Annotated in this window: 21 protein-coding genes; 10 read left to right on the top strand and 11 right to left on the bottom strand. The window is 73.1% G+C overall.

Features of this window, described 5'->3' with window-relative positions; all coding sequences use genetic code 11:
* Window positions 1–547 precede the first annotated feature (547 nt).
* The 6 genes from ABD369_RS30365 to ABD369_RS30340 form a co-directional block, all read right to left on the bottom strand.
* The gene (locus ABD369_RS30365) at window positions 548–1,159 is read right to left on the bottom strand and encodes a dTDP-4-dehydrorhamnose 3,5-epimerase family protein (protein WP_344639787.1); all 612 of its coding nucleotides are present in this window, start codon (window positions 1,157–1,159) and stop codon (window positions 548–550) included.
* Window positions 1,160–1,233: 74 nt separating this feature from the next.
* Window positions 1,234–2,343 (bottom strand): DegT/DnrJ/EryC1/StrS family aminotransferase, encoded by a 1,110-nt coding sequence (locus ABD369_RS30360; protein WP_344639786.1) that lies wholly within the window; start codon window positions 2,341–2,343, stop codon window positions 1,234–1,236.
* A gap of 58 nt (window positions 2,344–2,401) precedes the next feature.
* Entirely contained in the window at window positions 2,402–3,391 is a 990-nt protein-coding gene (locus ABD369_RS30355) for an NAD-dependent epimerase/dehydratase family protein (RefSeq protein ID WP_344639785.1), read from the bottom strand.
* Complete coding sequence (locus tag ABD369_RS30350; protein ID WP_344639784.1) at window positions 3,388–4,536, bottom strand: acyltransferase family protein; 1,149 nt, start codon at window positions 4,534–4,536, stop codon at window positions 3,388–3,390. The genes ABD369_RS30355 and ABD369_RS30350 overlap by 4 nt, the downstream gene beginning before the upstream one ends.
* Before the next feature lie 25 nt (window positions 4,537–4,561).
* A complete protein-coding gene (locus tag ABD369_RS30345) occupies window positions 4,562–5,986 on the bottom strand; it encodes an NDP-hexose 2,3-dehydratase family protein (protein ID WP_344639783.1) in 1,425 nt (474 codons plus the stop codon).
* Between the two features lie 45 nt (window positions 5,987–6,031).
* Window positions 6,032–7,435, bottom strand: a complete 1,404-nt coding sequence (locus ABD369_RS30340) for a cation:proton antiporter (protein ID WP_344639782.1) — start codon at window positions 7,433–7,435, stop codon at window positions 6,032–6,034.
* 232 nt (window positions 7,436–7,667) lie between these two features.
* Between ABD369_RS30340 and ABD369_RS30335 the strand changes: the two genes are divergently transcribed.
* Together ABD369_RS30335 and ABD369_RS30330 are read left to right on the top strand one after the other, a co-directional pair.
* Window positions 7,668–8,810 carry a winged helix DNA-binding domain-containing protein gene (locus ABD369_RS30335; RefSeq protein WP_344639781.1) on the top strand — a complete coding sequence of 381 codons (1,143 nt, stop codon included), beginning with the start codon at window positions 7,668–7,670 and terminating at the stop codon, window positions 8,808–8,810.
* Between the two features lie 85 nt (window positions 8,811–8,895).
* Complete coding sequence (locus ABD369_RS30330) at window positions 8,896–10,104, top strand: glycosyltransferase (RefSeq protein WP_344639780.1); 1,209 nt, start codon at window positions 8,896–8,898, stop codon at window positions 10,102–10,104.
* A gap of 105 nt (window positions 10,105–10,209) precedes the next feature.
* Here the strand turns inward: ABD369_RS30330 and ABD369_RS30325 are convergent, their stop codons facing one another.
* The 5 genes from ABD369_RS30325 to ABD369_RS30305 form a co-directional block, all read right to left on the bottom strand.
* Window positions 10,210–11,703 carry an MFS transporter gene (locus ABD369_RS30325; protein WP_344639779.1) on the bottom strand — a complete coding sequence of 498 codons (1,494 nt, stop codon included), beginning with the start codon at window positions 11,701–11,703 and terminating at the stop codon, window positions 10,210–10,212.
* A gap of 93 nt (window positions 11,704–11,796) precedes the next feature.
* On the bottom strand, window positions 11,797–12,450 hold the full coding sequence (locus tag ABD369_RS30320; RefSeq protein ID WP_344639778.1) for a TetR/AcrR family transcriptional regulator: 654 nt from the start codon (window positions 12,448–12,450) through the stop codon (window positions 11,797–11,799).
* Window positions 12,451–12,604: 154 nt separating this feature from the next.
* Window positions 12,605–12,772, bottom strand: coding sequence for a Trm112 family protein (locus ABD369_RS30315; protein ID WP_344639777.1), 168 nt, complete (start codon window positions 12,770–12,772; stop codon window positions 12,605–12,607).
* A gap of 40 nt (window positions 12,773–12,812) precedes the next feature.
* The gene (locus ABD369_RS30310; RefSeq protein WP_344639776.1) at window positions 12,813–14,321 is read right to left on the bottom strand and encodes a class I adenylate-forming enzyme family protein; all 1,509 of its coding nucleotides are present in this window, start codon (window positions 14,319–14,321) and stop codon (window positions 12,813–12,815) included.
* Window positions 14,322–14,343: 22 nt separating this feature from the next.
* Window positions 14,344–15,102, bottom strand: coding sequence for a class I SAM-dependent methyltransferase (locus ABD369_RS30305; RefSeq protein WP_344639775.1), 759 nt, complete (start codon window positions 15,100–15,102; stop codon window positions 14,344–14,346).
* Between the two features lie 229 nt (window positions 15,103–15,331).
* Between ABD369_RS30305 and ABD369_RS30300 the strand changes: the two genes are divergently transcribed.
* From ABD369_RS30300 to ABD369_RS30265, 8 genes are all read left to right on the top strand, one after another.
* Window positions 15,332–16,210: a DUF6039 family protein gene (locus tag ABD369_RS30300; RefSeq protein ID WP_344639774.1), complete on the top strand. Its 879-nt coding sequence runs from the start codon at window positions 15,332–15,334 to the stop codon at window positions 16,208–16,210.
* Window positions 16,211–17,446: a hydroxymethylglutaryl-CoA synthase family protein gene (locus ABD369_RS30295; RefSeq protein WP_344639773.1), complete on the top strand. Its 1,236-nt coding sequence runs from the start codon at window positions 16,211–16,213 to the stop codon at window positions 17,444–17,446. It abuts the gene before it with no gap.
* Window positions 17,437–18,222 (top strand): enoyl-CoA hydratase-related protein, encoded by a 786-nt coding sequence (locus ABD369_RS30290; RefSeq protein ID WP_344639772.1) that lies wholly within the window; start codon window positions 17,437–17,439, stop codon window positions 18,220–18,222. Before ABD369_RS30295 ends, ABD369_RS30290 begins: the two co-directional genes overlap by 10 nt.
* 11 nt (window positions 18,223–18,233) lie before the next feature.
* Entirely contained in the window at window positions 18,234–20,603 is a 2,370-nt protein-coding gene (gene fabD, locus ABD369_RS30285; RefSeq protein WP_344639771.1) for an ACP S-malonyltransferase, read from the top strand.
* 87 nt (window positions 20,604–20,690) lie between these two features.
* Entirely contained in the window at window positions 20,691–21,632 is a 942-nt protein-coding gene (locus ABD369_RS30280) for a DUF6039 family protein (protein ID WP_344639770.1), read from the top strand.
* Window positions 21,633–21,662: 30 nt separating this feature from the next.
* A complete protein-coding gene (locus ABD369_RS30275; RefSeq protein ID WP_344639769.1) occupies window positions 21,663–23,468 on the top strand; it encodes an amino acid adenylation domain-containing protein in 1,806 nt (601 codons plus the stop codon).
* A gap of 51 nt (window positions 23,469–23,519) precedes the next feature.
* On the top strand, window positions 23,520–24,467 hold the full coding sequence (locus ABD369_RS30270) for a chlorinating enzyme (protein ID WP_344639768.1): 948 nt from the start codon (window positions 23,520–23,522) through the stop codon (window positions 24,465–24,467).
* Entirely contained in the window at window positions 24,448–25,665 is a 1,218-nt protein-coding gene (locus tag ABD369_RS30265) for an alpha/beta fold hydrolase (protein WP_344639767.1), read from the top strand. The genes ABD369_RS30270 and ABD369_RS30265 overlap by 20 nt, the downstream gene beginning before the upstream one ends.
* Window positions 25,666–25,716 lie beyond the last annotated feature (51 nt).

Genomic DNA, 25,716 nt, shown 5'->3' with positions numbered 1-25,716 from the left:
TTCGCTACGACTCGGGTGGAAGGCCCGGTGCGTCGTGGCGACTGAAGCCATTGTTAGCGGGCCCGGTGGCGGGCTCCAAGGGGTCGGAAACGGCCGGCCTACGACGCGGTGTCGTAGGAGCGTCGCCCGTCGGGGTTCCCGGGGCGCGGCTTTGTACCCGCCGCGGTGGGGCTGAAACCTGGCCTTCGGGCCCGTTTTCGAGTTCCGTGATCACGACTCTGAACTGGGCTGATGCCGGACCGGCCGGTCGGTGGCGGCCCGGGCGGCCCCGGGGTGGCCGCGATGGTGGCCGGATGGCCGCGGGCCCGGTGGGGGTGGTCCACTATGCGGGGTAGTGGAGTGTCTGCCGCATGTGGCCACCGTCACGGGCGACTTAAAACTATTTGCCCGATTTTCTCCTTTTAGGGCGGCTTTAGGGCTCCGAATGCCCCCGCCGGAATGTGGCCCGGGCCACAGGAAAAGGAGCGGCCCGAGTCACGGAATGCGCCGGATCGCCGAACGCAATGCGTCCCGGGCCACAGGCGGAGGGATGGAACGGGGAGACGGGTCAGGAGCGCCGGTCGCGCCCGGCGGCCTCGATGGCGAGGCACTCCTCGTAGTGCGGCAGCAGACCGGCGGCCAGCGCCTCCTGGAGCGTCGGGGCCTTGCGGTCGCGGTCTGAGAGCAGCGGGTCGATGCCGGTCGGGATCGGCAGGCCGAGCTCGGGGTCCAGGACGGACAGCGCGAGTTCGTGCTCCGCGACATACGGGCTGGAGAGCAGATAGGAGGCGACGGAGTGGTCCTCGAGTGCGACGAAGGCGTGCCCGACGCCCACGGGGAAGTAGACCGAGCGGAAGTCCTCCGGGTCGAGGCGGACGGAGTCCCACTTGCCGAAGGTGGGGGAGCCGACCCGGATGTCCACGACGATGTCGATGATCGCGCCGCGGGCGCAGTGGACGTACTTGGCTGTGCCGGGTGGTGTGGTGGTGAAGTGCACGCCGCGCACCACGCCGCGCCGGGAGCGGCTGTGGTTGGTCTGGGCGACCGGGAACAGCGGCCGGCCGGTGGCTTCGACGAAGGCAGCCTCCTGGAAGGGGGAGACGAACAGTCCGCGGTCGTCGGGGAACACCCGGGGGATGAACTCGAATGCGCCGTCGACGGCGAGTGGGCGTGCCTGCACTGGGTCCTCCTGGGCCGGGTCGGGTCGTGCGGCCGGGTTGGGTACTGACGCCGGGTTCGGTGCTGACGGGGGGCTCAGACCTTCAGCAGGGCGTCACGGAGCGCCTCGATCACCCGGTCCTGCTGGTCGGCCGGCAGTGAGGGGTACACGGGCAGTGAGAAGATCTCCTCGGCCAGCGCCTCGGTGACCGGCAGCGAGCCCCGGGCGACGCCCAGGTGGGCGAAGCCGCTCATGGTGTGGACCGGCCAGGGGTAGCTGATGTTGAGCGCGATGTCCTGTTCCCTGAGCGCTTCGAGGATCGCGTCCCGCTGGGGGTGGCGGACCACGTAGACGTAGTGGACGTGGGTGTTGCCCTCGGCCGTGACCGGCAGTACCAGTTCGGTGTCGGCCAGTGCCTCGACGTAGCGCCGGGCGACGGCCTGGCGGGCGGCCACGTAGCCGTCCAGGCGGCGGAGCTTGCGCCGCAGGATCTCGGCGTGCACCTCGTCCAGGCGGGAGTTGTGCCCCGGCGTCTGGACCACGTAGTAGCGGTCCGCCATGCCGTAGTAGCGCAGCCTGCGCAGTCGGGCGGCGACCTCGTCGTCACGGGTGAGTACGGCGCCGCCGTCGCCGTATGCTCCGAGCACCTTGGTCGGGTAGAAGGAGAACGCCGCGGCGTCTCCGGTGGAACCCGCCACCCGGCCGTGGTGGCGGGCGCCGTGGGCCTGGGCGCAGTCCTCGAGCAGGGCAAGCCCGTGCCGGGCGGCGATCGGCTCCAGTGCGGTCAGGTCGGCGCACTGGCCGTAGAGGTGGACCGGGAGCAGCGCCCTGGTGCGGTCGGTGACGGCGGCGGCGACCTGCTCGGTGTCCATCAGGTAGGTGTCGGGGTGGACGTCGACGAAGACCGCAGTGGCGCCCACCGCGTCGATGGCGACCACGGTCGGCGCCGCCGTGTTGGACACGGTGATCACCTCGTCGCCGGGGCCGATCCCGAGGGCCTGCAGCGCGAGCTTGATCGCGTTGGTGCCGTTGTCGACGCCGATGCCGTGGCGGACGCCGTGGTAGGCGGCGAACTCCTCCTCGAAGGCGCGCATGCTGGCGCCGAACACCAGTTGCCCGGAGCGGAAGACGGAGTCGACGGCGTCGAGGATGTCGTCCCGCTCGTTCTCGTACTCCAGCAGGTAGTCCCACACTCGGATGGTCATGGCTCTCCGTTCGGTCGGGGCGGGCTCCGGGCGTGGATCGGGCCCGGGGCCGGGGAGTTCAGGAGCGCGCGGCTCGGTCGGCCAGGGCGGCGACGGTGTGCCGCAGCGCCTCCTCCAGCGGCACCTCGGGCGCCCAGCCGGTGGCGGCGCGGAACGCGGACGAGTCGATGGTCACGCCGGCGAAGTCGGTGAGCGGTGCGTGCGCGGGCGGTTCGACCGAGCAGACCGGCACCGGAGGTCGGCCGGTGTGTTCGGCAGCGAGCCGGGCGAGCGTGCGGAAGACCTCCCCGAGCGGGGTGCCCTGGCCGGAGCCGAGCAGCCAGTGGCCGCCGACCAGGCGGCCGGGGTGGTCGTAGGCCGCCAGGAAGGCCCGCGCGATGTCGTGGACGTGCACCAGGTCGCGGCGGACCGTCCCGTCGTGCCAGAGCGTCAGCGGTTCGCCGGCCAGCGCGCGCCGGGCCATGAAGGAGACCACGCCCCGGTCTTCGGCCCCCGGCGCGGTGGCGGGGCCGAAGACGGTGGGCAGGCGCAGGCTGACGCCCTGGAGCAGGCCGGCCGCGGTGGCGTCCAGCAGGAGGCTCTCGGCGGCGAGCTTCTGCCGGTCGTACTCGGTCGCGGGGTGGTCCGGCTCGCTGCCGTCGATCGGCTCCGCGGGCGGGACGCCGACCTGGGAGGCCGCGCCCGAGTACAGCACCAGGGGCGGGCGTTCGGCACTCCGCAGCACCTGGACCAGCTCGCGCATCACACCGACGTTGACCGCCTCGGGCCCGTCGTCCACAGCCGCGCGCCAGCCGCCGGAGTGCATCACCAGACAGAGCACCGCGTCCGAGCCGTCCACTGCCTCTGCGAGGTCCTGATGGTTCGTCAGATCGGCGGTGACCGACTCGACTTGCGCCGATCCGGCCGGCACCGTGCTGGGTCGGCGGGCCACCGCGCGCAGCCGTACCGGGCGGTCGGCGAAGGCGGCGGTGACCGCGGAGCCGACGAAGCCGGAGGCGCCGAGCACCGTCACCAGGGGCGGTGCGGCGGCGCCGGGCCGCCGGGTCATGTCAGCGCTCCGGCGGGCCGGAGGCGGCGGCCCACCCGGGCGGTCACCGGGCGCTCGACAGCCTCGTACAGCACCCAGGCGAGAGCGAGCGATACGGCCAGCGCGAGCAGCGCCACCAGTAGTTCGACCGGTACCGGAGCCGTCCACTGCTCGCCCAGTGCCCGGCGCAGCTCGGTCAGGACCAGGTAGTGCACCATGTAGAAGGCGAAGGACAGTTCACCGAGCCTGCGCCAGACCCGCCCGCGCAGGGCGGATGGGCTGCCGAGCCGGTCGGCCGTCGCCGCCTCGGCGATCAGCGGTGCGACCCAGAGCGTGGCCAGGCCGCCCACGCCCAGCAGGTAGGCGGACTCGGAGGAGACCGCGTACCCCACGAGGGCGAGGGCGGCGGCGGGCAGCATGCCGATCCGGACCCACCGGCCGGTCAGCACCAGCCGGGCGAGAAGGATGCCGAGCACGAACTCCAGCAGCCGGCTGGGCGGGAAGTAGTAGACCACCCATACCTGATCGAACGACATGGACTCGAAACCCGGGTAGGGCAGCGGGGGTTGGTCGGTGACGAGGTAGCGGGCGGCGAGCGCGAGGACCGCGCAGAGCCCGGCCACCACGGCGGTCGCGGTCCACAGCAGGCGCGGCGGAATCCGGTTGATCAGCGGCAGCAGCAGCGGGAAGCAGAGGTAGAAGAAGAGTTCGCAGGAGAGCGACCAGCTCACCGGGTTGCCTGCGGAGGTCACCACCGGGTCCGCCCACCAGGACTGGAGCAGTCCCAGGCTGGGCAACCAGTCGGTGGTGGTCAGCGCCGCCGAGCCGGTGGCGGCGAGCGCCAGTGCGGCGATGAGGGTGACCAGGTGGTTGGGGAAGATCTTGCCGAGCCGTCGGCGCAGGAACAGTCCGCTCGGTGTGCCGGGCCGGAAGCTCCAGGTCAGCACGTAGCCGCTGAGCACGAAGAAGAAGCCCACCCCGTAGCTGCCGCCCCGGTCCACCATCGAGGCCAGCCAGCTGCCGGTGCCGCCCGTGACGAGGTGCTGCTCGCGGAAGGAGTGGTAGAGGAAGACCAGCAGCGCGGCGACGAACCGGAGGCCGGTGAGGGTGTCGAGTCTGTCCGGTCGGGTGTTCTCGATCGGGAGGGAAGCCCGACGCTCTCTCATGTTCCGGTCCGTTTCCATGACGCCGTCACCAGACGGAGGGGGCGCAGGCGAGCAGCGTGCGCGCCTGGATGTTGACGTGCTGTCCGAGCCGGGTCATCCGGGCCAGTTGATCGAGCGTCATCCAGCGGTACTCCTCCGGCTGGTCCACCGGGAAGCCGTCCTCGGCCTCCACGATCAGGTTGCGGGTCCGCGCGAGGTGGAAGCGGCCGCCCTCCTCGGACTGCGCCACGTCGAAATGCACCCGGTCGGGCGGCGCCTGGAGCACCTGGTCGAGGTAGCGGGCCGTCCCGCCGGGCGGGCACTGGACGGTGGGCGCCAGCTCGGGGCCGTTCAGTGAGCCGCGCTCCGCGCTCGCCCGCACCAGGACGTGCAGCATCCCGTCGAGGCGCCTGGCGATGAAGGCGTGCACCGCGGGGCCGGTCAGTTCCACCAACGGCTGTGTCCAGGACGGGACTTCGCGGTTGTCCGCCTCGGCCCGCACCGCGATCACGGCGAAGTCGGCGCCGCCCCGGCGGGTGATCGAGCCGGGCCCGCGGATCCATCCGTCCGCCTCGGTGGCGGTCAGCGGGACCCGGCGCACCGAACCGTCCGCCCCGGCCCGGGCCGAGGTGAGCCAGCCGGTCAGTTCGGCGTCCGAGTGCCGGGGGGCGGCCTGCGGGCCGAGCGAGTGCAGCACCGCGTCCGGGAAGCCGGCGCCGTCCGGTCCGGCGGCCGGCTCCAGCGGTATGCACGACAGGACGGTTCGGGCGTCCATGTTGACCACGTGCTCCTGCCGGAGCAGCCGGCTGATCTGGCCGAGCGTCAGCCAGTGGAAGTCCTCGTGCTCGGGTACGTCGGCGGTGGTCTCGACCACCATGTGCCGGTTGCGCTTGTGCAGGAAGTACGAGCCGTGCTCCGACTGGAGCAGGTCCACCAGGACCTCGGGGTGCCCCGGGCGGGTGAAGTGCTCCAGGTAGCGCACCCGCGAACCGCCGTGCGCCCGCCGGTAGTTGCTGCGGGTGGCCTGGACGGTGGGGGACAGTTGGACGGAGCCGATGTTGCCGGGTTCCATCTTTGCCTGCATCAGGCAGTGCAGGATGCCGTCGAACTCCTTGACCAGGATGCCCAGGGTGCCGATCTCCGGCTGGACGATGATCGGCCTGGCCGGGTCGGGGCCACTGCGGTCGCCGTCCTCCAGTCGCAGTCCCTCGATCGAGAAGAACCGCCCGGTACGGTGGCGCAGGTTGCCGCCGTCCGCCTCGAAGTACCACTGGTCCAGCTCGGCGAAGGGGATGCGGGAGACCGTGAAGGCGCGCTTTCGCCGCTCGGCGAACCAGCGCCGGAAGCCACTGGTGGGGAACCTCGGGCTGTCCGCGGCCTGGAGCGAGAGCATGAAGCGCCGGCCGATCGACGGCTGGGTGGTGTCGGGCAGCGCGCGGGCGCCCACCAGGGCCGGTTGGCGATGGTCCATCAATTCTCCGCAGAATCGGGGTCGTTGCACGGCGACAGGGCGAGGTCAGTGGCTCCGGGCCGCGCCGGCGGGCTCGGCCGTCGCCTCGGACGGGTCGTCCGGGGCGGCGCCCGGCGCGCGGCCGGCGTGGCCGAGCAGTCTGAGGACCGGCACCGGGAGCACCGTGGTGACCAGGGTGACCAGGGTGAGGATCGTGAACATCCGCGCGTCGATGATGCCCGCCTGGCGGCCGATCCCCAGGACCACCAGCTCGGTCAGGCCGCGGGCGTTCAGCAGGACGCCGAGGCCGATCGAGTCCCGCCAGGACATGCCGGTCAGCCGGGCGCACAGGCCGGGCCCGAGCAGCTTGGTGGCCACCGCGACCAGCAGCAGGACGGCGCCGGTCCACAGCGTTCCCGCGGTGAGCGGCAGCGCGCCGAGGTCGACCGAGAGACCGAAGCCCAGGAAGAAGAACGGCAGCAGCAGGCCGGCCGACAGGCCGGTCAGCCGGTCGGCAGCCGCCCCGAGCCGCTCAGAGCCGCCCGGGAACACCACCCCCGCCAGGAACGCGCCGATCGCGGCGTGCAGGCCGATCGCCGCGGTGAGCGCGGCGGAGATGCCGGTGAGGCAGACCGGCAGGACAACGGGCAGGGCGGCGCCGCCACTCGCGGGCCGGGCCGCCCAGCGGGCCGCGAGCAGGGCGAGGAGGCGGCGCAGCGGCCCGAGGTAGAGCACTGCCGTCACCAGGCCCGCCGACAGCGTGAAGCCGGTGCCGACCGCACCCGGGCCCTGGACCAGTGCGACCGCCGCGGCCAGTGCCAGCCACGCCCCGGCGTCGCCGACGGCGGCCGCCAGCAGGCTCAGCCGCCCGACCCGGCTGCGGGTCAGCCCCAGCTCGTCGAGGATCCGGGCGAGCACCGGGAAGGCCGTGATGCTCAGCGCGCAGCCCAGGAAGACGCCGAAGGCGAGCCGGTTGCCGGCCGGGCCGAGATACCCGGTGCCCAGGCCCAGCGCGACCACCGTGCCCGCCGCGAACGGGACGGCCAGCGAGGACTGGGTGACCAGCAGGGCGCGGCTGCCGGCCTCCCGCAGCCGGACCGTGGAAAGCTCCCGGCCGACCCCGAACATGAAGAGTGCCAGGCCGAGTTGGGCCAGCGCGTTGAGCATCGGCAGGACGGCCGGCGGGAACAGCCGCTCGGCCAGCTCCGGGGAGAGCCGGCCGAGCAGTGAGGGCCCGAGCGCGATGCCGACGCAGATCTCGCCGACCACCGGAGGCTGGCCGACCAGCACCACGAGCCGGCCGGCCAGCCGTGCCGTGCCGAGCACCACGACGACGGCGACCAGGAACCGCGCGGTCAGGTCCGGCTGGTGCGCGGCGGCCGTCCAGTCCGCGCCCGGACCGGTCGCTCGGAGCCTGCCGAGCGCGAAGGCACTGATCGCGAGCGGTACCACGAGCAGCCCGACGGACACCCAGAGCAAGGGATGTCGGCGGCGATCCGTAGGGGGTTCGGGGGAGGGTGCGGGCATCTGTTCGTCTCTTCGTCACGGGGCCGGGTACGTGAGTTCGATCGAGAACCTAGGAGCGGCCGGGCGGGCGGCGATAGGCACAATTGCGCATTCCGGCACGGGGATTCGGACGTTGTCGGCGCGGCCGGGTCGGCTACGCTGCGGCGGTGGGCCGTCGCGAGGACAGGGGTGGGCCGTGCACAAGGAGAAGCTGACCGACCGCGCGCTCAACCGGGCACTGCTGGCCCGGCAGGGACTGCTGGAACGGATGGCGTCACCGCTGCCGGAGGCCGTCGAGGCGATCGGGGCCGTCCAGGCCCAGTACGGCCCGGCCCTGCCGGTGGCGCTGTGGTCCCGGGTCGAGGGCGTCGGCGCGCGCACGGTGCACGAGGCGCTGGACCGCGGCGAACTGGTGGTCGGCACACTGCTGCGCCGTACGCTCCACCTGGTCACCGCGCGCGAGCACGCGGCCTACGCCGCCGCGGTGGTGGCCGTCGGGGACGACACCTGGCGGCGGACCGGCGGCGAGCCGACCGCCGAGGCCGAGCGCCGGCGGGCCGAGCTGGCGGAGTTCGCCGCTCAGGTCGCCCGGTCGCCCGAGGAGATCGCCGACTGGTTGGAGGAGTGGGTGGCGGCGCGGCCGGACGCCGTCGACCCGGCCGAGCTGGAGTTCCAACGCCGTTACAAGTGGCGCCCGTTCCGCTCGACCACGGCCCTGGTCCGGACCCCGGCGCAGGGCGGCTGGAGCACCAAGGTCCCCGAGGCGCTGCGGGCCGCGCCGCGCCCGGCCGGCGGCCCGCCCGAGCCCGCCCAGGCGCTGCGCGAGGTGGTCCGGCGGCATCTGCGGGCGTTCGGCCCGGCCGGTGCCGACGACGTCGCCCAGTGGATCGGCGGGAAGGTCACCCAGGTCAAGGCGGTCCTGAAGGAACTGGCGCCGGAACTGGCGGAGTTCACCGACGAGGGCGGCCGGGTGCTGTACGACCTGCCGCAGGCGCCTCGCCCCCACGAGGGCCAGCCGGCTCCGGTCCGGCTGCTGCCCTGGTTCGACAGCACCCTGCTGGCGTACGCGCCCAAGCGCCGCGCGCGCATCCTCCCGGAGGAGTACAAGGACGCGGTGTACGCCAAGGCCAATCTGCAGCTCCGCCCCACCTTCCTGGTGGACGGGCTGGTGGCCGGGGTGTGGTCGCTGGACGTCAAACGCCGTCAGGCGGTGCTCACCCTCACCCCGCTGGCCAAGCTGTCCGCCCCCGTCCGCCGGCAACTCGTCGCGGAGGCCGAGCGGTTGCTGCCGGTCTGCGCGCCGGAGGCGGCCGGCCACCAGGTCGCCTTCGTCGACTGACCGCCCGGTACTGGCCACAACTGAGCAGCGGCGGGCGGTTCGTGGGCGTTAGACAACTCCCAACCGACTGTTGAGGAGCCCATCGATGCGTGTGCTGTTCACCGCGACACCGGCCCCAGGACACTTCCACCCGCTGGTACCGCTCGCCGCCGCCGCACGTACGGCCGGCCACGAGGTGGCCTTCGCCAGCGGGGCCTCGCTGCTGCCCGCGATCGAGGCCATGGGCTTCCGTGGCTTCGCCGCCGGCCTCGGCCGCTCCGGCGACGGCGACGAGGAGTTCCTGAAGATCAAGGAGCAGGCCCGCGGCCTGCCGCCGCACGGCGTGGAGATGGACCGGATCGCCATCGCCCGTATCATGTACGGCGTACGCGCCCGCCGGATGGCACCCGACCTGGTACGGCTGGCGGACGGCTGGCGGCCGGACGTGATCGTGCGCGACAGCTACGAGGTGGGCGGCGCGCTCGCCGCCGAGGTGCTCGGGGTGCCGCACGCGGCGCTGGACACCACCCCGCTGTACGACCTGGGCCCGCTCGCGGAGGACATCCGGGCAGAGCTCGAACAGGCCCGGCGGGAGGCCGGGTTGGCGCCCGACCCGGAGCAGCTGATGCTGCACCGCCACCTCTACCTGTGCTGCGCCCCGCCCGGTTACCTGGATCCCGCCGGCACCAGGCCGGCCACCCTGCGGGCGCTGCGGCCGATGCCGTTCGACCGTTTCGAGGGGGAGGAACTGCCCGAGTGGTTCGCCGGGCTGCCGGACCGGCCGATCGTCTACGTCACCTTCGGCACCATCACCAACCGCTGGGTGCCCGGTGCCTTCCCGCAGCTGTTCCGGAAGGTGCTGGCCGCCTTCGAGGACGAGCCGGTCAACGTCGTCGCCACCGTGGACCGGGACAGCGACCCGGCCGAACTCGGGCCGCTGCCACCGCACATCCGGGTGGAACGCTACATCCCGCAGAGTCTGCTGCTGCCGCACTGCGCCGTTGCGGTCACCCACGGCGGCTTCAACACCGTGGTGGGCGCGCTGGACGCCGGGATCCCGCACGTGGTGGTGCCGTTCCTCGGCGACCACCCGGACAACGCGCGCCGCTGCGCCGAACTGCGGATCGGCCGGACGGTCGACCCGTGGACGCTCACCCCGGAGGCGGTGCGGGAGGCGGTGTCCGAGGTGCTGACCGATCCTGACTACCGGGCCAACGTCCAGCGGCTGCGGGCCGAGCTGCACGCCCTGCCGGGACCCGCCGAGGCGGTCGGGCTGCTGGAACGCCTGGCGGCGGGCCGGTCCGTGGCCGACTGACCGCGGCGGCCGGTCGGCAGCCGGTCGACGGCCCCGGGGCCCGCGCACCGCGCCGAGCGGTCGCGGGCCCCCGGCCCTGGTGTCGTCGAGTGGCGCCGGCTCCGCTCAGCCGGTGGCGTCGGCCGGGGCCGGTGCCGCCGTCTGCTGGAGCACGGGCTCGACATGACGCTTGCGCAGCAGCGCGACGAACAGCACCGCGCCGAGCGCCAGGATCACCGCACCTCCGGCGAACGCCGAGCGGAACCCGGCGACCTGGGCCGCCGCGGCCGCGCCGCCATGCCCGAGATCATCGGCGGCCCTGCGCGCCGCCAGGGTGGAGAGCACCGCGAGACCGAGCGCGCCGCCGATCTGCTGAACGGTCTGATACAGGCCGGACGCCAGCCCGGCGTCCCGCTGGGGCACTCCCGAGGTGGCCAGCAGGGTGATCGGCACGAACGCGACACCCAGGCCGACCGAGAGCGTCAGCAGGCCGGGCAGCAGGTCGCCGGCGTAGCTGCCGGCGCTGGGCAGCCGGGAGAGCAGCACCATGCCCACCGCGCCCAGGCCGAGGCCGGTCGTGCCGACCGGGACCGGACCCAGCTTGCCCATCACCGGCTGCGCCAGGCCCGCGCCGGCCATCACGCCGACCGCGGCCGGGAGGAAGGCCAGGCCGGCCCGCAGCGGGCTGTAGTCGAGGACGTGCTGGAGGTAGAGCGCGGAGAAGAAGAACATCGAGAAGATGCCCGAGGTGAGCATCAGGAGCACCAGGTCGGCGACGGCCAGCGAGCGGATCCGGAAGATGCCGAACGGCACGATGGGCGCGCGGCCGCGCAGCGAGGAGACCGCGAACGCCGCCAGCAGTACCGCGGCCGCGCCGGCGACGCCCAGGGTGCGCGCCGAACTCCAGCCCCAGGAGTCGCCGTTGCTCAGCATGAGGACCAGCAGCAGCAGCCCGCCGGTCACCGTGGTGGCGCCGAACACGTCCACCGACCGGTCGCCCGCCTCGGTCCGGGAGTCAGGGATGAGCCGTGAGCCGAGCAGTACCGCCACGCCGATCGGGATGTTGACGAAGAAGATCCAGTGCCAGGACAGCGTGGTGGTGAGCAGACCGCCGAGCAGCAGGCCGAGCGCGCCGCCGGCGGCGGCGATGCTGCTCCAGGCGGCGAGCGCCTTGGTCCGCATCGAGGTGTCCTGGAAGGAGGTGTTGATGATGGAGAGTCCGGCCGGGGCGATCATCGCACCGCCCAGGCCCTGGAGCCCGCGGCCCACGATCAGCACCCAGGCGTCGGTGGCCAGTCCGTTGAGCACCGACGCGGCGGTGAACACGACCACGCCGGCGAGCAGCAGGCGCTTGCGGCCGAAGACGTCGCCGAGCCGGCCGTTGAGGATGAGGAAGCCGCCGAACAGCAGGGCGTAGACGTTCACCACCCACTGGAGGCTGTTCTGGGACATCCCGAGCCCGCTCTCCATCGAGGGGAGGGCGACGTTGACGATGGTGGCGTCCAGCACCACCATCAGGTCGGCGAGGCAGAGGAACAGGAGAACCAGTGCGGGCCGGCCCGGTCCGGTTCCCGGCTCGGCCGGGGCCGTTGGGCCGGCGTTGGTGGATGAGTGGGTCACAGGCACTCCTGACGGGAGGACGGGCCCGGCGAGCTCGCTCGCGCGGGCGGTGGCGTCCCGGCCGGACTTCCGTCCGGCCGGTGGTGGGCGGGCCTAACCCCCGCTGGCGAGGGACTCGGCGGCCCGCCGGTAGTCGGTGCGGGTCGGGGCCGGGCCGGCGGGCGGTCGGCCCTGGCCGGCGCGCAGCCCGTCGAAGACCAGGTCGAGGTAGCGCTGCCAGAGGTCGGGCCGGGCCGGGTGCAGCGGCGCGGCGGCCTGCCGGACGCCGCCGAGCAGCAGCAGGACGTCCACCGTGGTGACGTCCTCGCGCACCGAACCCTGCCGCTGGGCGCGGTGGACCAGCCGGTCCACCGCGTCGATCAGCCGCTCCTCCGAAGCGCGCACCTCGGGGTGGGCGCGCGGCGGTAGCGAGAGCGCCTCGAAGAAGCCCCGGTCGTCGGCGTAGCGCGCCGCGGCGGCGCGCAGGAAGGCGTACAGGGCGGCGCCGGCGTCCTCCTCCGCGGCCAACTCGACTGCCCGGGTGGTGAGTTCGTCCAAGCGCTCGCGGACGATCTCCGCCACCAGGTGGTCCTTGGACGGGAAGCAGCGGAAGGCGGTGCCCTTGCCGAGTCCGGCGTCCCGGACGATCTGCGAGACCGGGATGCCCAGGCCGCTCTTGGCGAAGGCACGAGCCGCCGCCGCGACCAGCAACTGCTGGTTGCGGACGGCGTCGGCGCGGGAGCGGGGGGCCGGCGGGGTGGTGGTCACGGTGCGGGAATCCTCCGGGAGGGGACGGTGGCCGGCGGACCGGCCGGGGCACTGGCAGTGGCCCGGCATCATGGTGCCGCACCCGGAGTACCGGGCTCCGCCGCTGATGTGACGGCCGACCGGACAGGTCGGCCGGGCCAGGCCCCGGTCGGTCTTAGCCTCGGGCGGCCGGCGCCAGCAGGATCGGCACGCCGTCGACCACGGGGTAGGCGTGGCCGCACTCACCGCAGGTCAGGGTGGCCGCGGCCGGGTCGTTCCGGAGGCCGGCGTCCGGGTGCTCGGGGCAGCCGAGGACGTCGAGCAGGTCGGGTTCGAGGGACATCGGGCTACTCCTTGGCGTGGTTCGGTCGGTGGTCCGCGGATCAGGACCGGGAGGCGTCAACGGCGCCGAACCGCTGGCGCAGTTCGCGTTTGAGCACCTTGCCCAGGAAGCTGCGCGGCAGGGTGTCGGCGACCACGTAGCGGGCCGGCCGCTCGGCGGCGGGCAGCCGTTCCTCGGCGAAGGCCCGCACGTCCGCGAGCCGCTCCGGGGAGGTCAGCACGACCACGGCGGTGACCACCTGACCCGGCGCCCGGTCAGGGGTGCCGATCACGGCCACCTCGCGGACGGCGGGGTGCTCGTAGAGCTCGGCCTCCACCGCGATGCTGGACACCAGGGTGGTGCCGGTGCGGACCGCGTCCGCGGAGCGGTCGAAGAAGGTCAGTTCGCCGTCCTCGCTGAGCCGGCCGAGGTCGGTCATCCTGGTCCACTCGCCGACGTTGAACTTCTTGTCGAGGTCGGTGTCGAGGTAGCGGCGTTTGGGAGCGGCGCTGCGCAGCCAGATCTCGCCGACCTCGCCGGCCGGCAGCGGGCGGTCCAGGTCGTCGGTTATCCGGACCTCGGTCCCGTGGGCGGGCCGGCCGACCGAGAGGGGCCTGGCCGGGTCGAAGACGTTGAGGGTGACGGCCGGGGCGGCCTCCAGGGAGGTGTACGCCATGGCCAGGGTGGCCCCGGGCAGCATGGCGAGCAGGTCCCGGGCGACGGCCGGGGGGAACGCGGAGGACGCGGTGGTGACGGTGTGCAGGCTGCCGAGGTCGTGGCGCTCGTGGACCCTGGCCCGGACCAGGGCGAGCGCGGTGGCCGGGGTGATCATCATCGAGCCGACCTCGTAGCGGACGACCAACTCGGCTATCCGCTCGGCCGCGTCGGGCGGGGCGACCAGCAGCGTGCTGCGCGAGAGCAGCGGGAACGAGGCGGTGCCCTGGCTGGACGAGGTGCCCAGCGGCATCGCGGCGAGCAGGTGGTCGGAGACGCCCAGGGTGTCGATGGTCGGCTTGGCGCGCCCGAACATCATGTTGGCGTGGGTGACGGTGATGGCCTTCGCCCGGCCCGTGGTGCCCGAGGTGTAGAGGATGTCGGCCACCGCGTCCGGCCGAACCGGCCGCACCAGGGGCCGGTGCAGGCCGCCTTCGAGCTCACCGAGCGGGGCCGTCCAGCCGCTGAAGTCGACCGGCGGGGTGAGCCCGTTGCCGTGCACGATGCCGTTGACCCCGCACTCGGCCAGCCGGTACGCGACCTCCTCGGCCGGCATGGTGTCGTTGAGGTGCAGGGTGGTGGCGCCGACCCGCTGGGCGGCGTGGTACGCCACGGCGTAGCCGACCCAGTCGAGCCCGCCGAAGTACAGGGCGATCCGCCGCAGCCGGCCCTCGCCGAAGGCCAGCAGGCCGTGCGCGGCCGCGTCGGCACGGTCGTTCCACTCCTCGAAGGTGAGCGGGGCGAGGCCGTCCACGGTGATCGCGGCGGCGTCCGGTTCGCTCGCCGCGCGTTCGCGCAGCAGCTCGGTCAGCGAGGTCGCCGGCTCGACCGGCCTGGTGTCCGTGGTTGACTCCATGTGATCCCCCTTGTCCGGTAGGTCAGTTCTTGACCAGTACGGTGAGCGGAACCCGCCACACCTGGTGCCGCTCGCGGTCCGGCTCGGGCAGCGCGCGCAGGGCGGCGACGACCGGCACGACCAGCCGCTGCCAGTCCGGGTCGTCGACGTTCTTGAGGTAGGACCAGACCCGGTTCGCGATGCTGTCGGCGTACTGGTTGGGCGTCAGATCGATCTCGTACGGATTGACCGATGCCTCCTCGACCACCCGCAGCCCCGCCTTGGCGGCGGCCGCGGCCAGCCGCTCGGGGGTGTCGGGCACCTCGGGCTTGAGCACCGCCAGCGGGGACTCGGCCGCCACCAGGTCGTCCGGCTCGGCCATCGGGACACCGTGCACGGTGACCAACCGTCCGCCGCTCGCGAGCACCCGGCCGACCTCGTCGAGCACCCCGGCCATGTCGTCCACCACGTGCAGCACGTGCACCATCACCACGTTGGGCAGCGAGCCGCTCGCGAACGGCAGCGCGTGCGCGTCGCCGATCACCACCCGACCGCCGAGCCGGCGGTGGGCGCGGCCGACCATCCCCGGGGCCAGGTCGACCCCGAGCACGCGGTGGCCCAGTTCGGCCAGGCCCACGTCGACCAGGCCGGTGCCCAGGCCGATGTCCAGCACCGCGCCGGGGAGCAGATGGGACGAGAGGTCCGCGGCGGCCTTGCGGCCGCGTTCCAGACCGCCGTGGTACGCGTCGTAGTCGTCCGCCGCCTGGTCGAACCGGAGGGACTCGGGGGTCACGCGGGGCATCGGGAGCTCTCCAATCGTGAGGCGGCCGGGGCGTGTTGGTGCTTCCCCGGCCACAAGTGGACCATGTGGTCCGCTTCCCTGTCGAGGGTAGTCCCCGGCCCCTCGGGGGGCGTTGCCCAACATTGAGCAGAGGCCGCTTTCCGCCCCCGGTTAGCGTGGCCGCACCGCGGACCGGCGTGCACCGCCGCCGATGGAATCCGCGGAACGTGGCAGGAAGGGAATTCCCGACATGGCGTGGTCGTTCATTCCGCCGGCGGGGGAACAGGTCGACGTGTCCCCCGACGAGTTGATGCACTCCGCGAATTCCGGTCTCATCATCCACCGGGTCGGACAGCTCGCATACGAACTCCGTGCCGAGGGCCGGTCGTTCGCCAGGGATCTGCAGTTCTTCACCAACAAGGGACTCCATCCCTACGCCACCACCCTGGTGTACGAGGAGCTGTTCGGCGTCCAGGACCGGATGCACTGGCTGATCCACATGCGGGCGCCCAACGACTACGCCCGGTTGCTGGAGATGGTGGACCACGACGAGGAGTTCCAGGAGGTCTCCACCTCTGACCGGCTCACCGAGAAGGGCGGCGGCAACTGGGAGAAGATGTTCGTCCAGGGCTCCTTCCAGGAGCGGGTGATCGTCCCCCAGCACGGGCTCACCCACGCCGACGAGGAGGACCTGGGCGACCTGTTCGCAGCGCCGGCCCGCTGCCAGACCAGGCAGTCGCCCGAGCAGATGCTGCACAGTGCCAACGCCGGCGTGATCATCCATCGGTCGGGCCAGGTGAGGTTCGAATTCCGCAAGGAAGCGCGCAAGTTCGCGCTCGCCTGGCTCAGCCGGATCAACGAGGCGCTGGCCGGGTACGCCACCGTCCTCCTCTACGAGGAGCAGTGGGGCGTCCAGGACCGGGTGCACTGGCTGATCCACCTGAAGACCCTCGACGACTACCGCCGGATCGTCGAACTGGAGGCGGGGGACGCCGAGTTGCGCGAACTGCTGACCGGCGAGCGCGTCCCGGCACACCGCGGCGGCGGCACCTGGGGGCGGATGTTCCTGGACGGCAGCCTGCGCGAGACCGTACTGGTGCCGCACCACCCCGGCGCGGGCGGCAGCTGAATGGACGTCGGCATCGAGGCGGTCAACGCCTATGTCGGCAGAGCCTCGCTGGACGTCCGGACCCTCTTCGAGGCGCGCGGTCTGGACGTCCGCAGGTTCGACAACCTGATGATGCGCCACAAGTCCGTCAACCTGCCCTGCGAGGACGCCGTCACCAACGCCGTCAACGCCGCCAGGCCGCTCGTCGAGGCGCTCACCCCCGCCGAGCGCGAGCGGATCGAACTGGTCGTCGTCGGCAGCGAGTCCGGCGTGGACTTCGGCAAGCCGCTGAGCACCTACGTGCACGAGGCGCTCGGACTGGGCCGGCGCTGCCGGTCCTTCGAGACCAAGCACGCCTGCTACGGCGGCACCGCGGCGCTGCGCAGTGCCGCCGGCATCCTCGCGGCCGGGGCCGACCCGGACGCCAAGGCACTGGTGATCGCAGCCGACGCGTCCGGCGCCGCGGCGCGGGGCACCTACTGGGAACCGTCCCAGGGGGCCGGGGCGGTCGCGATGATCGTCGGAGCGCAGCCGCGCATCCTGGCGCTGGACGCCGGGGCCAGCGGCTTCCACAGCTACCAGGTGATGGACACCCTGCGGCCCCGGCCCGATCTGGAGGCGGGTGACTCGGACCTGTCCCTGCTCTCCTACCTGGCCTGCCTGGAGAACAGCTACCAGCACTACGCGCAGCGGGTCCTCGGCGCCGACATCGTCTCCACCTTCGACCGCCTGGTGCTGCACACCCCCTTCGCCGGCATGGTCAAGGGCGCCCACCGCACCCTGCTGCGCAAGCTCAAGGGCCTCGGTACGGCCGAGATCGAGGCGGACTTCCACCGGCGCACCGCCGCCTCGCTCGCCTACTGCACCCAGGTCGGCAACGTCTACTCGGCCGCGCTCTACCTCGCCCTGTGCTCGCTGATCGACCAGGACGGGCCCGACGCCGGGGCCCGGCGGATCGGCCTGTTCTCCTACGGATCGGGCTGCGCCTCGGAGTTCTACAGCGGGATCGTCCCGGAGGGCGCCGCCGAGCAGCTGGCGGAGCTGGACATCGCCGGTGCCATCGCCACCCGCCACCCGCTGACCATGCCCGAGTACGAGGCCCTGGCCGACGGCGCCGCCCAGCGGATGGCGGGCGTACGCGACCAGCGCTTCGACCCGGCGGAGTACGGGGACGCGTACCGGAGCCGGTTCGAGGGCCGCGGCCTGCTCGTCCTGGACGAGATCCGGGGCTTCGAGCGGAGGTACCGGTGGAGCTGACCGGATGCCGCACCCTCCGGGTGGCGGCCGAACGCGCCCTGCTCACCATCACCCTGAACCGGCCAGCCGAGCGCAACAGCATCACCGCGGACCTGCTGGCCGAGCTCGGCGCCGCCCTCGACCTGGCCGAACACTCGCCCCAGTGCCGGATGGTGGTGCTGCGCGCGGAGGGCGACACCTTCTGCAGCGGCATGGACCTGGCAGGCGTGGCAGCGGCGGACGGCACTCCCGCGGAACAGGCCGAACGTGGCGGGGCGGAGTACTTCGCGCTGCTCAGGCGGCTCACCACGATCGGCCGGATCGTGGTGAGCGAGGTCGACGGCGAGGTGGTCGGCGGGGGAGTGGGCCTGGTGGCCGCCAGTGACCTCGTGCACGCCACCGCACGCAGCCGGTTCAGCCTCCCCGAGGCGCTGTGGGGCCTGCTGCCGTGCTCGGTGCTGCCGTTCCTGATCCGCCGGGTCGGCTTCCAGCAGGCGTACGCGATGGCCCTCAGCACCCTGCCGGTCGACGCCGAGCGGGCGGAGCGCTGCCGGCTGGTGGACGAGCTCGCCGACGACCCGGGGCCGGCCCGGCGGCGGCTGCTGTTCCGCGCCTCCAAGCTCGACCCGGCCACCGTGGCGGACCTGAAGAGCTATCTGCGACGGCTGTGGATCCTCGACGAGGGCACCGAGCGGTCGGCCGTCGACGAGTTCGTCCGGCTGATGGGCTCGGACCAGGTCCGCCGGCGGATCGCCGGCTTCGCAGCCGGACAGGGCCTCACGGGCCCCAGACCCTAAGGAGCACACCCGTGCAGGGCTGGATCTTCCCCGGGCAGGGGGCGCAGCGGCGGGGCATGGGCGGCGAGGTGCTCGCCCGCTTCCCCGAACTGGTCGCGGCCGCCGACAGGCTGCTCGGACTCTCCGTCGTCGAACTCTGCTCGACCGATCCCGGCAACCGGCTGCGGGACACCCGCTACGCCCAGCCCGCACTGTTCGTGGTCGAGGCGCTGTCGGTACTGGCCGCCCGCGCCGACGGCGCTCCGCCGCCCGCCTTGCTGGCCGGGCACAGCCTCGGCGAGTACACGGCGCTGTTCGCGGCCGGGTGTTTCGACTTCGAGACCGGGGTGCGGCTGCTGCGGCGCCGGGGTGAGCTGATGGCCCGCAGCGGCCCGGGCGGCATGTGCGCCGTCATCGGCCCGACGGCCGAGCGACTCGCCGGGATCCTGGCGCGGTACGGGGCGCACTCGCTGGACATCGCCAACCACAACTCCGCCACCCAGACCGTCCTCGCCGGGCCGGCCGACGAACTGGCCGAGGTGGCCCGGCGGCTGCGCGCCGACGGCCTGGCGCGGACGGTTCCGCTGGCGGTCAGCGCACCGTTCCACTCGCGCTACATGCGGTTCGCCGCAGCGGAGTTCCGGGAGTTCCTCGCCGGTGTGCCGCTGCGGCCGCCGGCGGTGCCGGTGATAGCCAACACCACCGCGGAACCCTACGGCGCGGACGGCGCGGCGGTGGCCGAGCTGCTAACCCGGCAGATCGCCGAGCCCGTCCGGTGGGCCGAGTGCATGGCGAGGCTGCGCGAGCTGGGTGTGACCGAGGTGACCGAGCTGGGGCCGGGCGGCACGCTGACCGGCCTGTGGCGGGAGGCCGCGAGCGGGCACCGGGCAGGTTCCGGGGCGGTGCCGGACGCTGTCGCCGCGTCGACGGGAACTTCCCTTTTGAAGACGGGACCTGACATCGAGTCGGAGTCGACTGCTCAGCCGTCCGCCGGGCCCTCCGTACCCGCCGCCGGGCCGTCCGTGTCAGCCGCGCCGCCTCGGGTGCGGGCCGAGAACCTGGGCTGCCCCGAGTTCCGCCGCGACTACCGGGTCCGGGCCGCCTATCTGGCCGGGTCGATGTACCGGGGCATCTCCTCGACCGACCTGGTACTGCGGATGGGCCGGGCGGGACTGCTGGGTTTCTTCGGCACCGGCGGGCTGCCCCTCGAGCGGATCGAGCAGGCCGTGGCCCTGCTCGCCCGCGAGTCGGGTGACGAACGTCCTTACGGCGTCAACCTGTTGCACACGCCCGGCGACCCGGCCCGGGAGGACGCGCTGGTGTCGCTGCTCCTGCGGTACGGCGTGCGCTGTGTCGAGGCGGCCGGATTCACCCGGATCACCCCGGCCCTGGTGCGGCTGCGGTACCACGGGGCGAGCCGCGATGCGCGCGGCCGTCCGGTGGCCGGGCGGCACGTGGTGGCCAAAGTGTCCAGGCCCGAGGTCGCCGAGGCGTTCCTCGCCCCGGCGCCGGCCCCGCTGCTGGAGCGGCTGGTGGCGGCCGGCGCGCTCACCGCGGAGGAGGCCGCCATCGCAGGTGAACTCCCGGTCAGCGGCGACCTGTGCGTGGAGTCGGACTCCGGCGGGCACACCGACGGCGGCGTGGCGCTCGCACTGCTGCCCAGCATCGCGCGGCTGCGGGACGCGGCCGGAGCCGGCCGCCGCTACCCGCAGCGGATCCGGGTGGGCGCGGCAGGAGGGCTCGGCACCCCTGAGGCGGTGGCGGCGGCCTTCCTGCTCGGGGCGGACTTCGTGCTCACCGGGTCGGTCAACCAGTGCTCGCGGGAGGCCGGGACCGCCCCCGAGGTGAAGGAGATGCTGGCCGGGCTGGACGTCCAGGACACCACCTACGCGCCGGCCGGCGACATGTTCGAACTGGGCGCCCGGGTGCAGGTGGTGCGCAAGGGCACGATGTTCCCGGCCCGGGCGAACCGGCTCTACCAGCTGTACCGCAGCCACGAATCGCTGGAGGGGCTGGACGGGGCCACCCGGCGGTCGCTGGAGGAGCAGTGCTTCGGCCGGCCGATCGACGAGGTCTGGCAGGAGACCGCGGAGCGCCTGCGGCGGAGTGACCCCGAGGAGCTGGCCAGGGCGGAGCGCTCGCCCCGGCACCGGATGGCGCTGGTCTTCCGCTGGTACTTCGCGCACTCCACGCGCCTGGCCATGCGCGGCGAGCCGGAGGGCCGGATCAACTACCAGATCCACTGCGGCCCGGCGATGGGCGCGTTCAACCGCTTCGTGGCCGGCACCGAGCTGGCCGACTGGCGCCGCCGCCACGTGGACGTCATCGCCGACCGGCTGATGGCCGGCGCGGCCGAGGTCCTGACGGATCGTCTGCTGGCGATGACCCGTGCGCAAAACTGAGCAGGATTCCACAGGCGGCCCAAATAGGGTTTGCCGAGGATTTCCGGAACACGTCCGGCGTACGCCGGAATTCGATGAGGAGGTCTCGTGGGAACACCAGAACCGGGTATTCCGTCGGCCGATCGCCAGACGGTGCTAGCGCCGGAGGAGATCCTGCACTCCGGGAACTCCGGAATGATCGTCGAACGCGTCGCCCAGGCCCGCAGCGAATTCCACTCCGAGTCGCGGGAGTTCGCCCGGGAGCTCGCCGAGCACATCAACACCACCCAGCAGGGCGTCGCCAGCGTCTTCGTCTACGAGGAGACGTTCGGCACCAAGGACCTGGTGCACTGGCTGATCCACCTCAAGTCCATGGAGCACTACGAGACGATGGTCGCCATGGGCCGCGAGGACGAGGGCTACCGCTCGCTCTTCGGCAAGGCCCGGATCCCCGACGCCAAGGGTGGCGGCGGCTGGGCCCGGATGTTCGTCGACGGCTCGTTGCAGGAGAGCGTGCTGCTGCCGCAGTTCTGGGGCATGTACGGCACCGCCGTGGACGGCAGGCTGGAACGCGAGAGCCGGGTCTACCGCGAGCGGACCGACACCGTGGTGCTCCCGCCCGCCCGCCACCAGACCCGCCAGCCGGACGGGCAACTGCTGCACTCCGCCAACGCGGGCATCATGATCCACCGCACCGCCCAGATCATCTACGACTTCCGCTCCGAGGCCCGGCAGTTCGCCCGCGAGGCCGCCGACGCGATCAACGACAACCTGGCCGGCGAGGCCACGGTGCTTCTGTACGAGGACGCCTTCGGCCAGGCGGACCGGATCCACTGGCTGATCCACATGCGCTCGCTCGGCACCTACCAGCGGCTGCTCCAACTGCACGTCCAGAACGAGAGCGTGCGGGAGATCTTCTTCCGCGAGCGCGCTCCGGAGAAGGGCCCCGGCACCTGGGCCCGGATGTTCGTCCAGGGCAGCTTCCAGGACGTCGCCCTCACCCCGCACCACTGGGGCCTGTACGCCACGGACGTCCCGCCGGCGGGCTGACCCTTGCGCCACGACCAGGAGGTGCCGGCCATGAACGGCCGCAGTCTGCACGAGATCTTCGAGGAGCGGGCCCGGGAAGCACCCGACCGGATCGCCGTCACCGCGCCGGACAGCCGGCTGACCTACCGCGAACTCGACCGAAGAGCCGATGAGTTGGCCGCCAGACTGACCGCGCTCGGGGTGCGCCCCGGCGCCCTGGTCGGGCTCTGCGCGCACCGCGGCGCCGAACTCGTCATCGGGATGCTGGGCATACTCAAGTCCGGTGGGGCGTACGTCCCGCTGGACCCCGACTACCCGGCGGCCCGGCTCGGCGAGCTGCTGGCGGACACCGGAGTCCGCCTGGTGGCCGCGACGGCCGAGGCCGCGGCCGCGCTGCCGCCCGGTGCGCCGGTCCAGGTGGTGCCGGTCACCGTGGACGGCCCGGAGCCCACCGACGACCCGCCGTCCGCCGCCGAGCGGGTGGCGGTGCCCGACGACAGCCCCGCCTACGTCATCCACACCTCCGGCTCCACCGGCCGGCCCAAGGGCGTCCTGGTCGAACACCGGCAGGTGGTCCGGCTGTTCACCGCCACCCGGGACCGGTTCGGCTTCGGCGCGGACGACGTCTGGACGCTGTTCCACTCGGTCTCCTTCGACTTCTCGGTCTGGGAGATCTGGGGCGCGCTGCTGCACGGCGGCCGGCTGGTCGTGGTGCCCAAGCGGATGCTGCGCCTTCCGGCCGAACTGCACGCGCTGCTGCGCGCCGAACGCGTCACCGTGCTCAACCAGACCCCCTCCGCCTTCCGCCAGCTGGCGGCGGCCGACGCCGAGCCGGGCGGCGCGGACGAACTCGCCCTGCGGCTGGTGGTGTTCGGCGGCGAGCGACTGGAACTCCGGGACCTGACCGGCTGGTTGGAGCGGCACGGCGACCAGCACCCCCGGCTCGTCAACATGTACGGCATCACCGAGACCTGCGTGCACGTCACCTACCGGCCGATCCTCCGGGCCGACCTGGCGCGGCCCGGGGAGAGCCCGATCGGCGTCCCGCTGTCCGACCTCGCGGTACGGCTGGTCGGCGAGGACGGGAAGCCCGTCCCGGACGGCACACCCGGTGAGATCTGGGTGTCCGGCGCCGGCCTGGCCCGGGGCTACCTGGACCGCCCGGAGCTGACCGAGGAGCGCTTCGTGACCCGGGACCTCGACGGCGCCGGGCCCGTCCGCCACTACCGCTCCGGCGACCTTGCGGTCCGGGAGGCCGACGGCGGGTTGCGCTACCTCGGCCGCATCGACGACCAGTTGAAGGTCCGGGGCTTCAGGATCGAGCCGCGGGAGATCGAGGAGTGCCTGCTCGGCCACCCGGAGGTGGCGGCCGCCGTGGTGGTCGCGCACGACCACGAGGGCGACCGGCGCCTCGCGGCGTTCACCGTGCCCACGGCCGGCGCCGAGCGGGACGGCCTGCCGGCCCGGCTGGCCGGGCACGCCGCCGCCGCGCTCCCCGACCACCTGAGGCCCGCGGTGCACCGGTTGCTGGACCGGCTGCCGCTGACCCCGCAGGGCAAGACCGACCGCGCGGCGCTGCGCCGGATGCTGGACGAGGAACCGGCCCCCACACCGCAGGCCGTGCCGCCCGGCGACACCCGGGCGCAGCTGACGGCGATCGTCCACGAGGTGCTGCGCGGTACCGAGCCGCCGCCCGCTGAGGCGGACCTGTTCGACCTCGGCGCCACCTCACTGGCGTTCGTCCGGATCATCGCCCAGGTCAACCGCCACTTCGGGCTCCGGCTCACCGGCAGCGAGCTGATGGGCGAGGCCACCATCGCCCGGCTGGCCGACTGCGTGGCCCAGCAGTCCGCCTGACGTGCCGTCAGCAAACCGGCGCCCACGACACCCGCGTGAAGGAGCACAGACATGACCGCGACCGGAGCGGGACGTGCGTTCGCACTGTCCCCCGAGGAGCTGGAGAGCTTCCGCACCAACGGCTTCTTCGGCCCCTTCAAGGTCTACGAGCCGGAGGAGATGACCGGCGCCTGGCGGCGCGAGCGGCTCGGCCTGATGGACCGCTCGATGGCCGTGTACGGCGACGAAGCCGCCGCCTCCGGCAACACCAACATCTCCAACTACGACCGCCACCTCGACTCCGGCTTCCTGGCCGACCACATCTGCCAGGAGCGGATCGTCGACCGGGTCACCAGCGTCCTCGGCCCGGACGTGCTCTGCTGGCGGACCGAGTTCTTCCCCAAGTACCCGGGCGACGAGGGCACCGACTGGCACCAGGCCGACACCTTCGCGAACGCCTCCGGCACCCCGCAGATCCTCTGGCCGGACGAGTTCAAGGAGTTCGGCGGGACCATCACCGTCTGGACCGCGTTCACCGAGGCGACCGTCGACAACGGCTGCCTCCAGTTCATCCCCGGCTCGCACGAGCAGATGAACTACGACGAGACCAAGAAGATGCACTACGACCCGGACCGGATCAACCGTCAGGACAAGCAGGGCACCCGGCGGGGCTTCTTCGGCTACGACTACCGGGAGCTCCAGAAGGACCCGGACTTCGAGCCCGACGAGTCCCGGGCCGTCTCGATGGTGATGCGCCCCGGAGAGGCCATCATGTTCTGGTCCACCCTGATGCACGCCTCGCACCCGCACGGCGGCGCCGGCCCGATGCGGCTCGGCTTCGCCTCCCGCTACGTGCCGACCTCCGTGCGCGTCTACCCGGACACCGAGGCCATCGAGGAGTACGGCGGCACGGTCTCGCTGGAACGCTACGGCACCGTGCTGGTCTCCGGCCGGGACACCCACGGACACAACCGGCTGACGGACCGCACCACGCGGGGCCATGTCTTCCCGGTCCGCTGAGCCGGCCGCCGGGGCGGTCACCGTGCCCGCCCCGGCCGCCCCGTGGCCAGACCGCCTCGCCCGGGCGGTGCTGTCGCTGCGGCCGCTGCTCGACGTGCTGCCCGGCCCGGTGTCGGTGGACGGCGGGACGCGGGCCGAGGCCGCGCAGCGGGTGCTGCACCGGACGACCGACCTGCTGGGGCTGCCCCGGATCGAGGTACGGCCCGGCGGGGCGACGGACCCCTTCGACCGGGTGGTCGGCGGGTGCCTCGGCCTGGCGGAGCTGCCCATCGACGACCCGGATCCGGTGGAGCGGATCGACGCCGCCGCGAAGGCGGCGCTCGCCGCCGACTTCGACCGCTTCACCACCCGGCTGGAGGCCGTCTCACCGGACGGCGTCCCGCTGCGCGTGCACACCGCGGGCGACCCCGCCGACCGGGCCGTCGTCCTGGTCCTCGCCCCCGGAATGCCGGCCCGGCTCGCCGGGCACTGGATCCGTGAACTCGCCCGCGAGCACCACGTGGTGACCTGGGAGAGCCGCGGCCTGTTCGGCGACCTCGCCGCGCCGCCGCCCGCGGACTTCGGGGTGCCGGCCCAGGCCGGCGACCTGGTGGCGGCGATGGACCGGGCGGGAGTGCGGCGGGCCCATGTGGCCGGACTCTGCGGCGGGGCCGTTCTCGCGGTCGCCGCCGCGGCCCGGCACCCGGACCGGATCGCTTCGCTCAGCCTCTGGCACGGCGACTTCGACCTCGGCCCGGGCAGCCCCAAGACCGACCACCAGCGCAACCTCCAGGCGCTGATGGAGCTGGCCGCCCTCGACCGGTCCTCGGCCGAGGCGATCCACGCGACACTGCTCGAGGCGATCGGCGGCGATGTGCCGGCCGAGCTCGCGCCGCTGGTGCTCTACCCGTATGCGACGGTCGAACTGTTCGCCCGTTACTGCGAGTTGAACAGCGCGGTGATGGGGACGGACCTGCGCCCCGAACTCGCCAGGGTCACCGCCCCGGCGCTGGTGGTCACCAGCGAGGACGACGGCACCGCGCACCCGGAGGGGTCCGCGCGGGTCGCCGGAGTACTCGCCGGGGCGAGGTTGCTGATCCGTCCGCACGGGGACCACCTCTCGCTGTTCCGGGGTGGTCCGGACCTGCTCGGGGCGCTGGCCCGGTTCCTCGCCGACCAGCACGCCCAGGCCCGGTCCGGCGGATCCGGCCAGCCGTGACACCGGCGACGGGCGGGGGCGGGGCGCGCGATCCGATGCGACGCGCGTTCC

This window comes from Kitasatospora cystarginea, from assembly GCF_039533515.1.
GTDB classification, from domain to species: domain Bacteria; phylum Actinomycetota; class Actinomycetes; order Streptomycetales; family Streptomycetaceae; genus Kitasatospora; species Kitasatospora cystarginea.
This window is presented reverse-complemented; position numbering and strand designations above follow the sequence as displayed.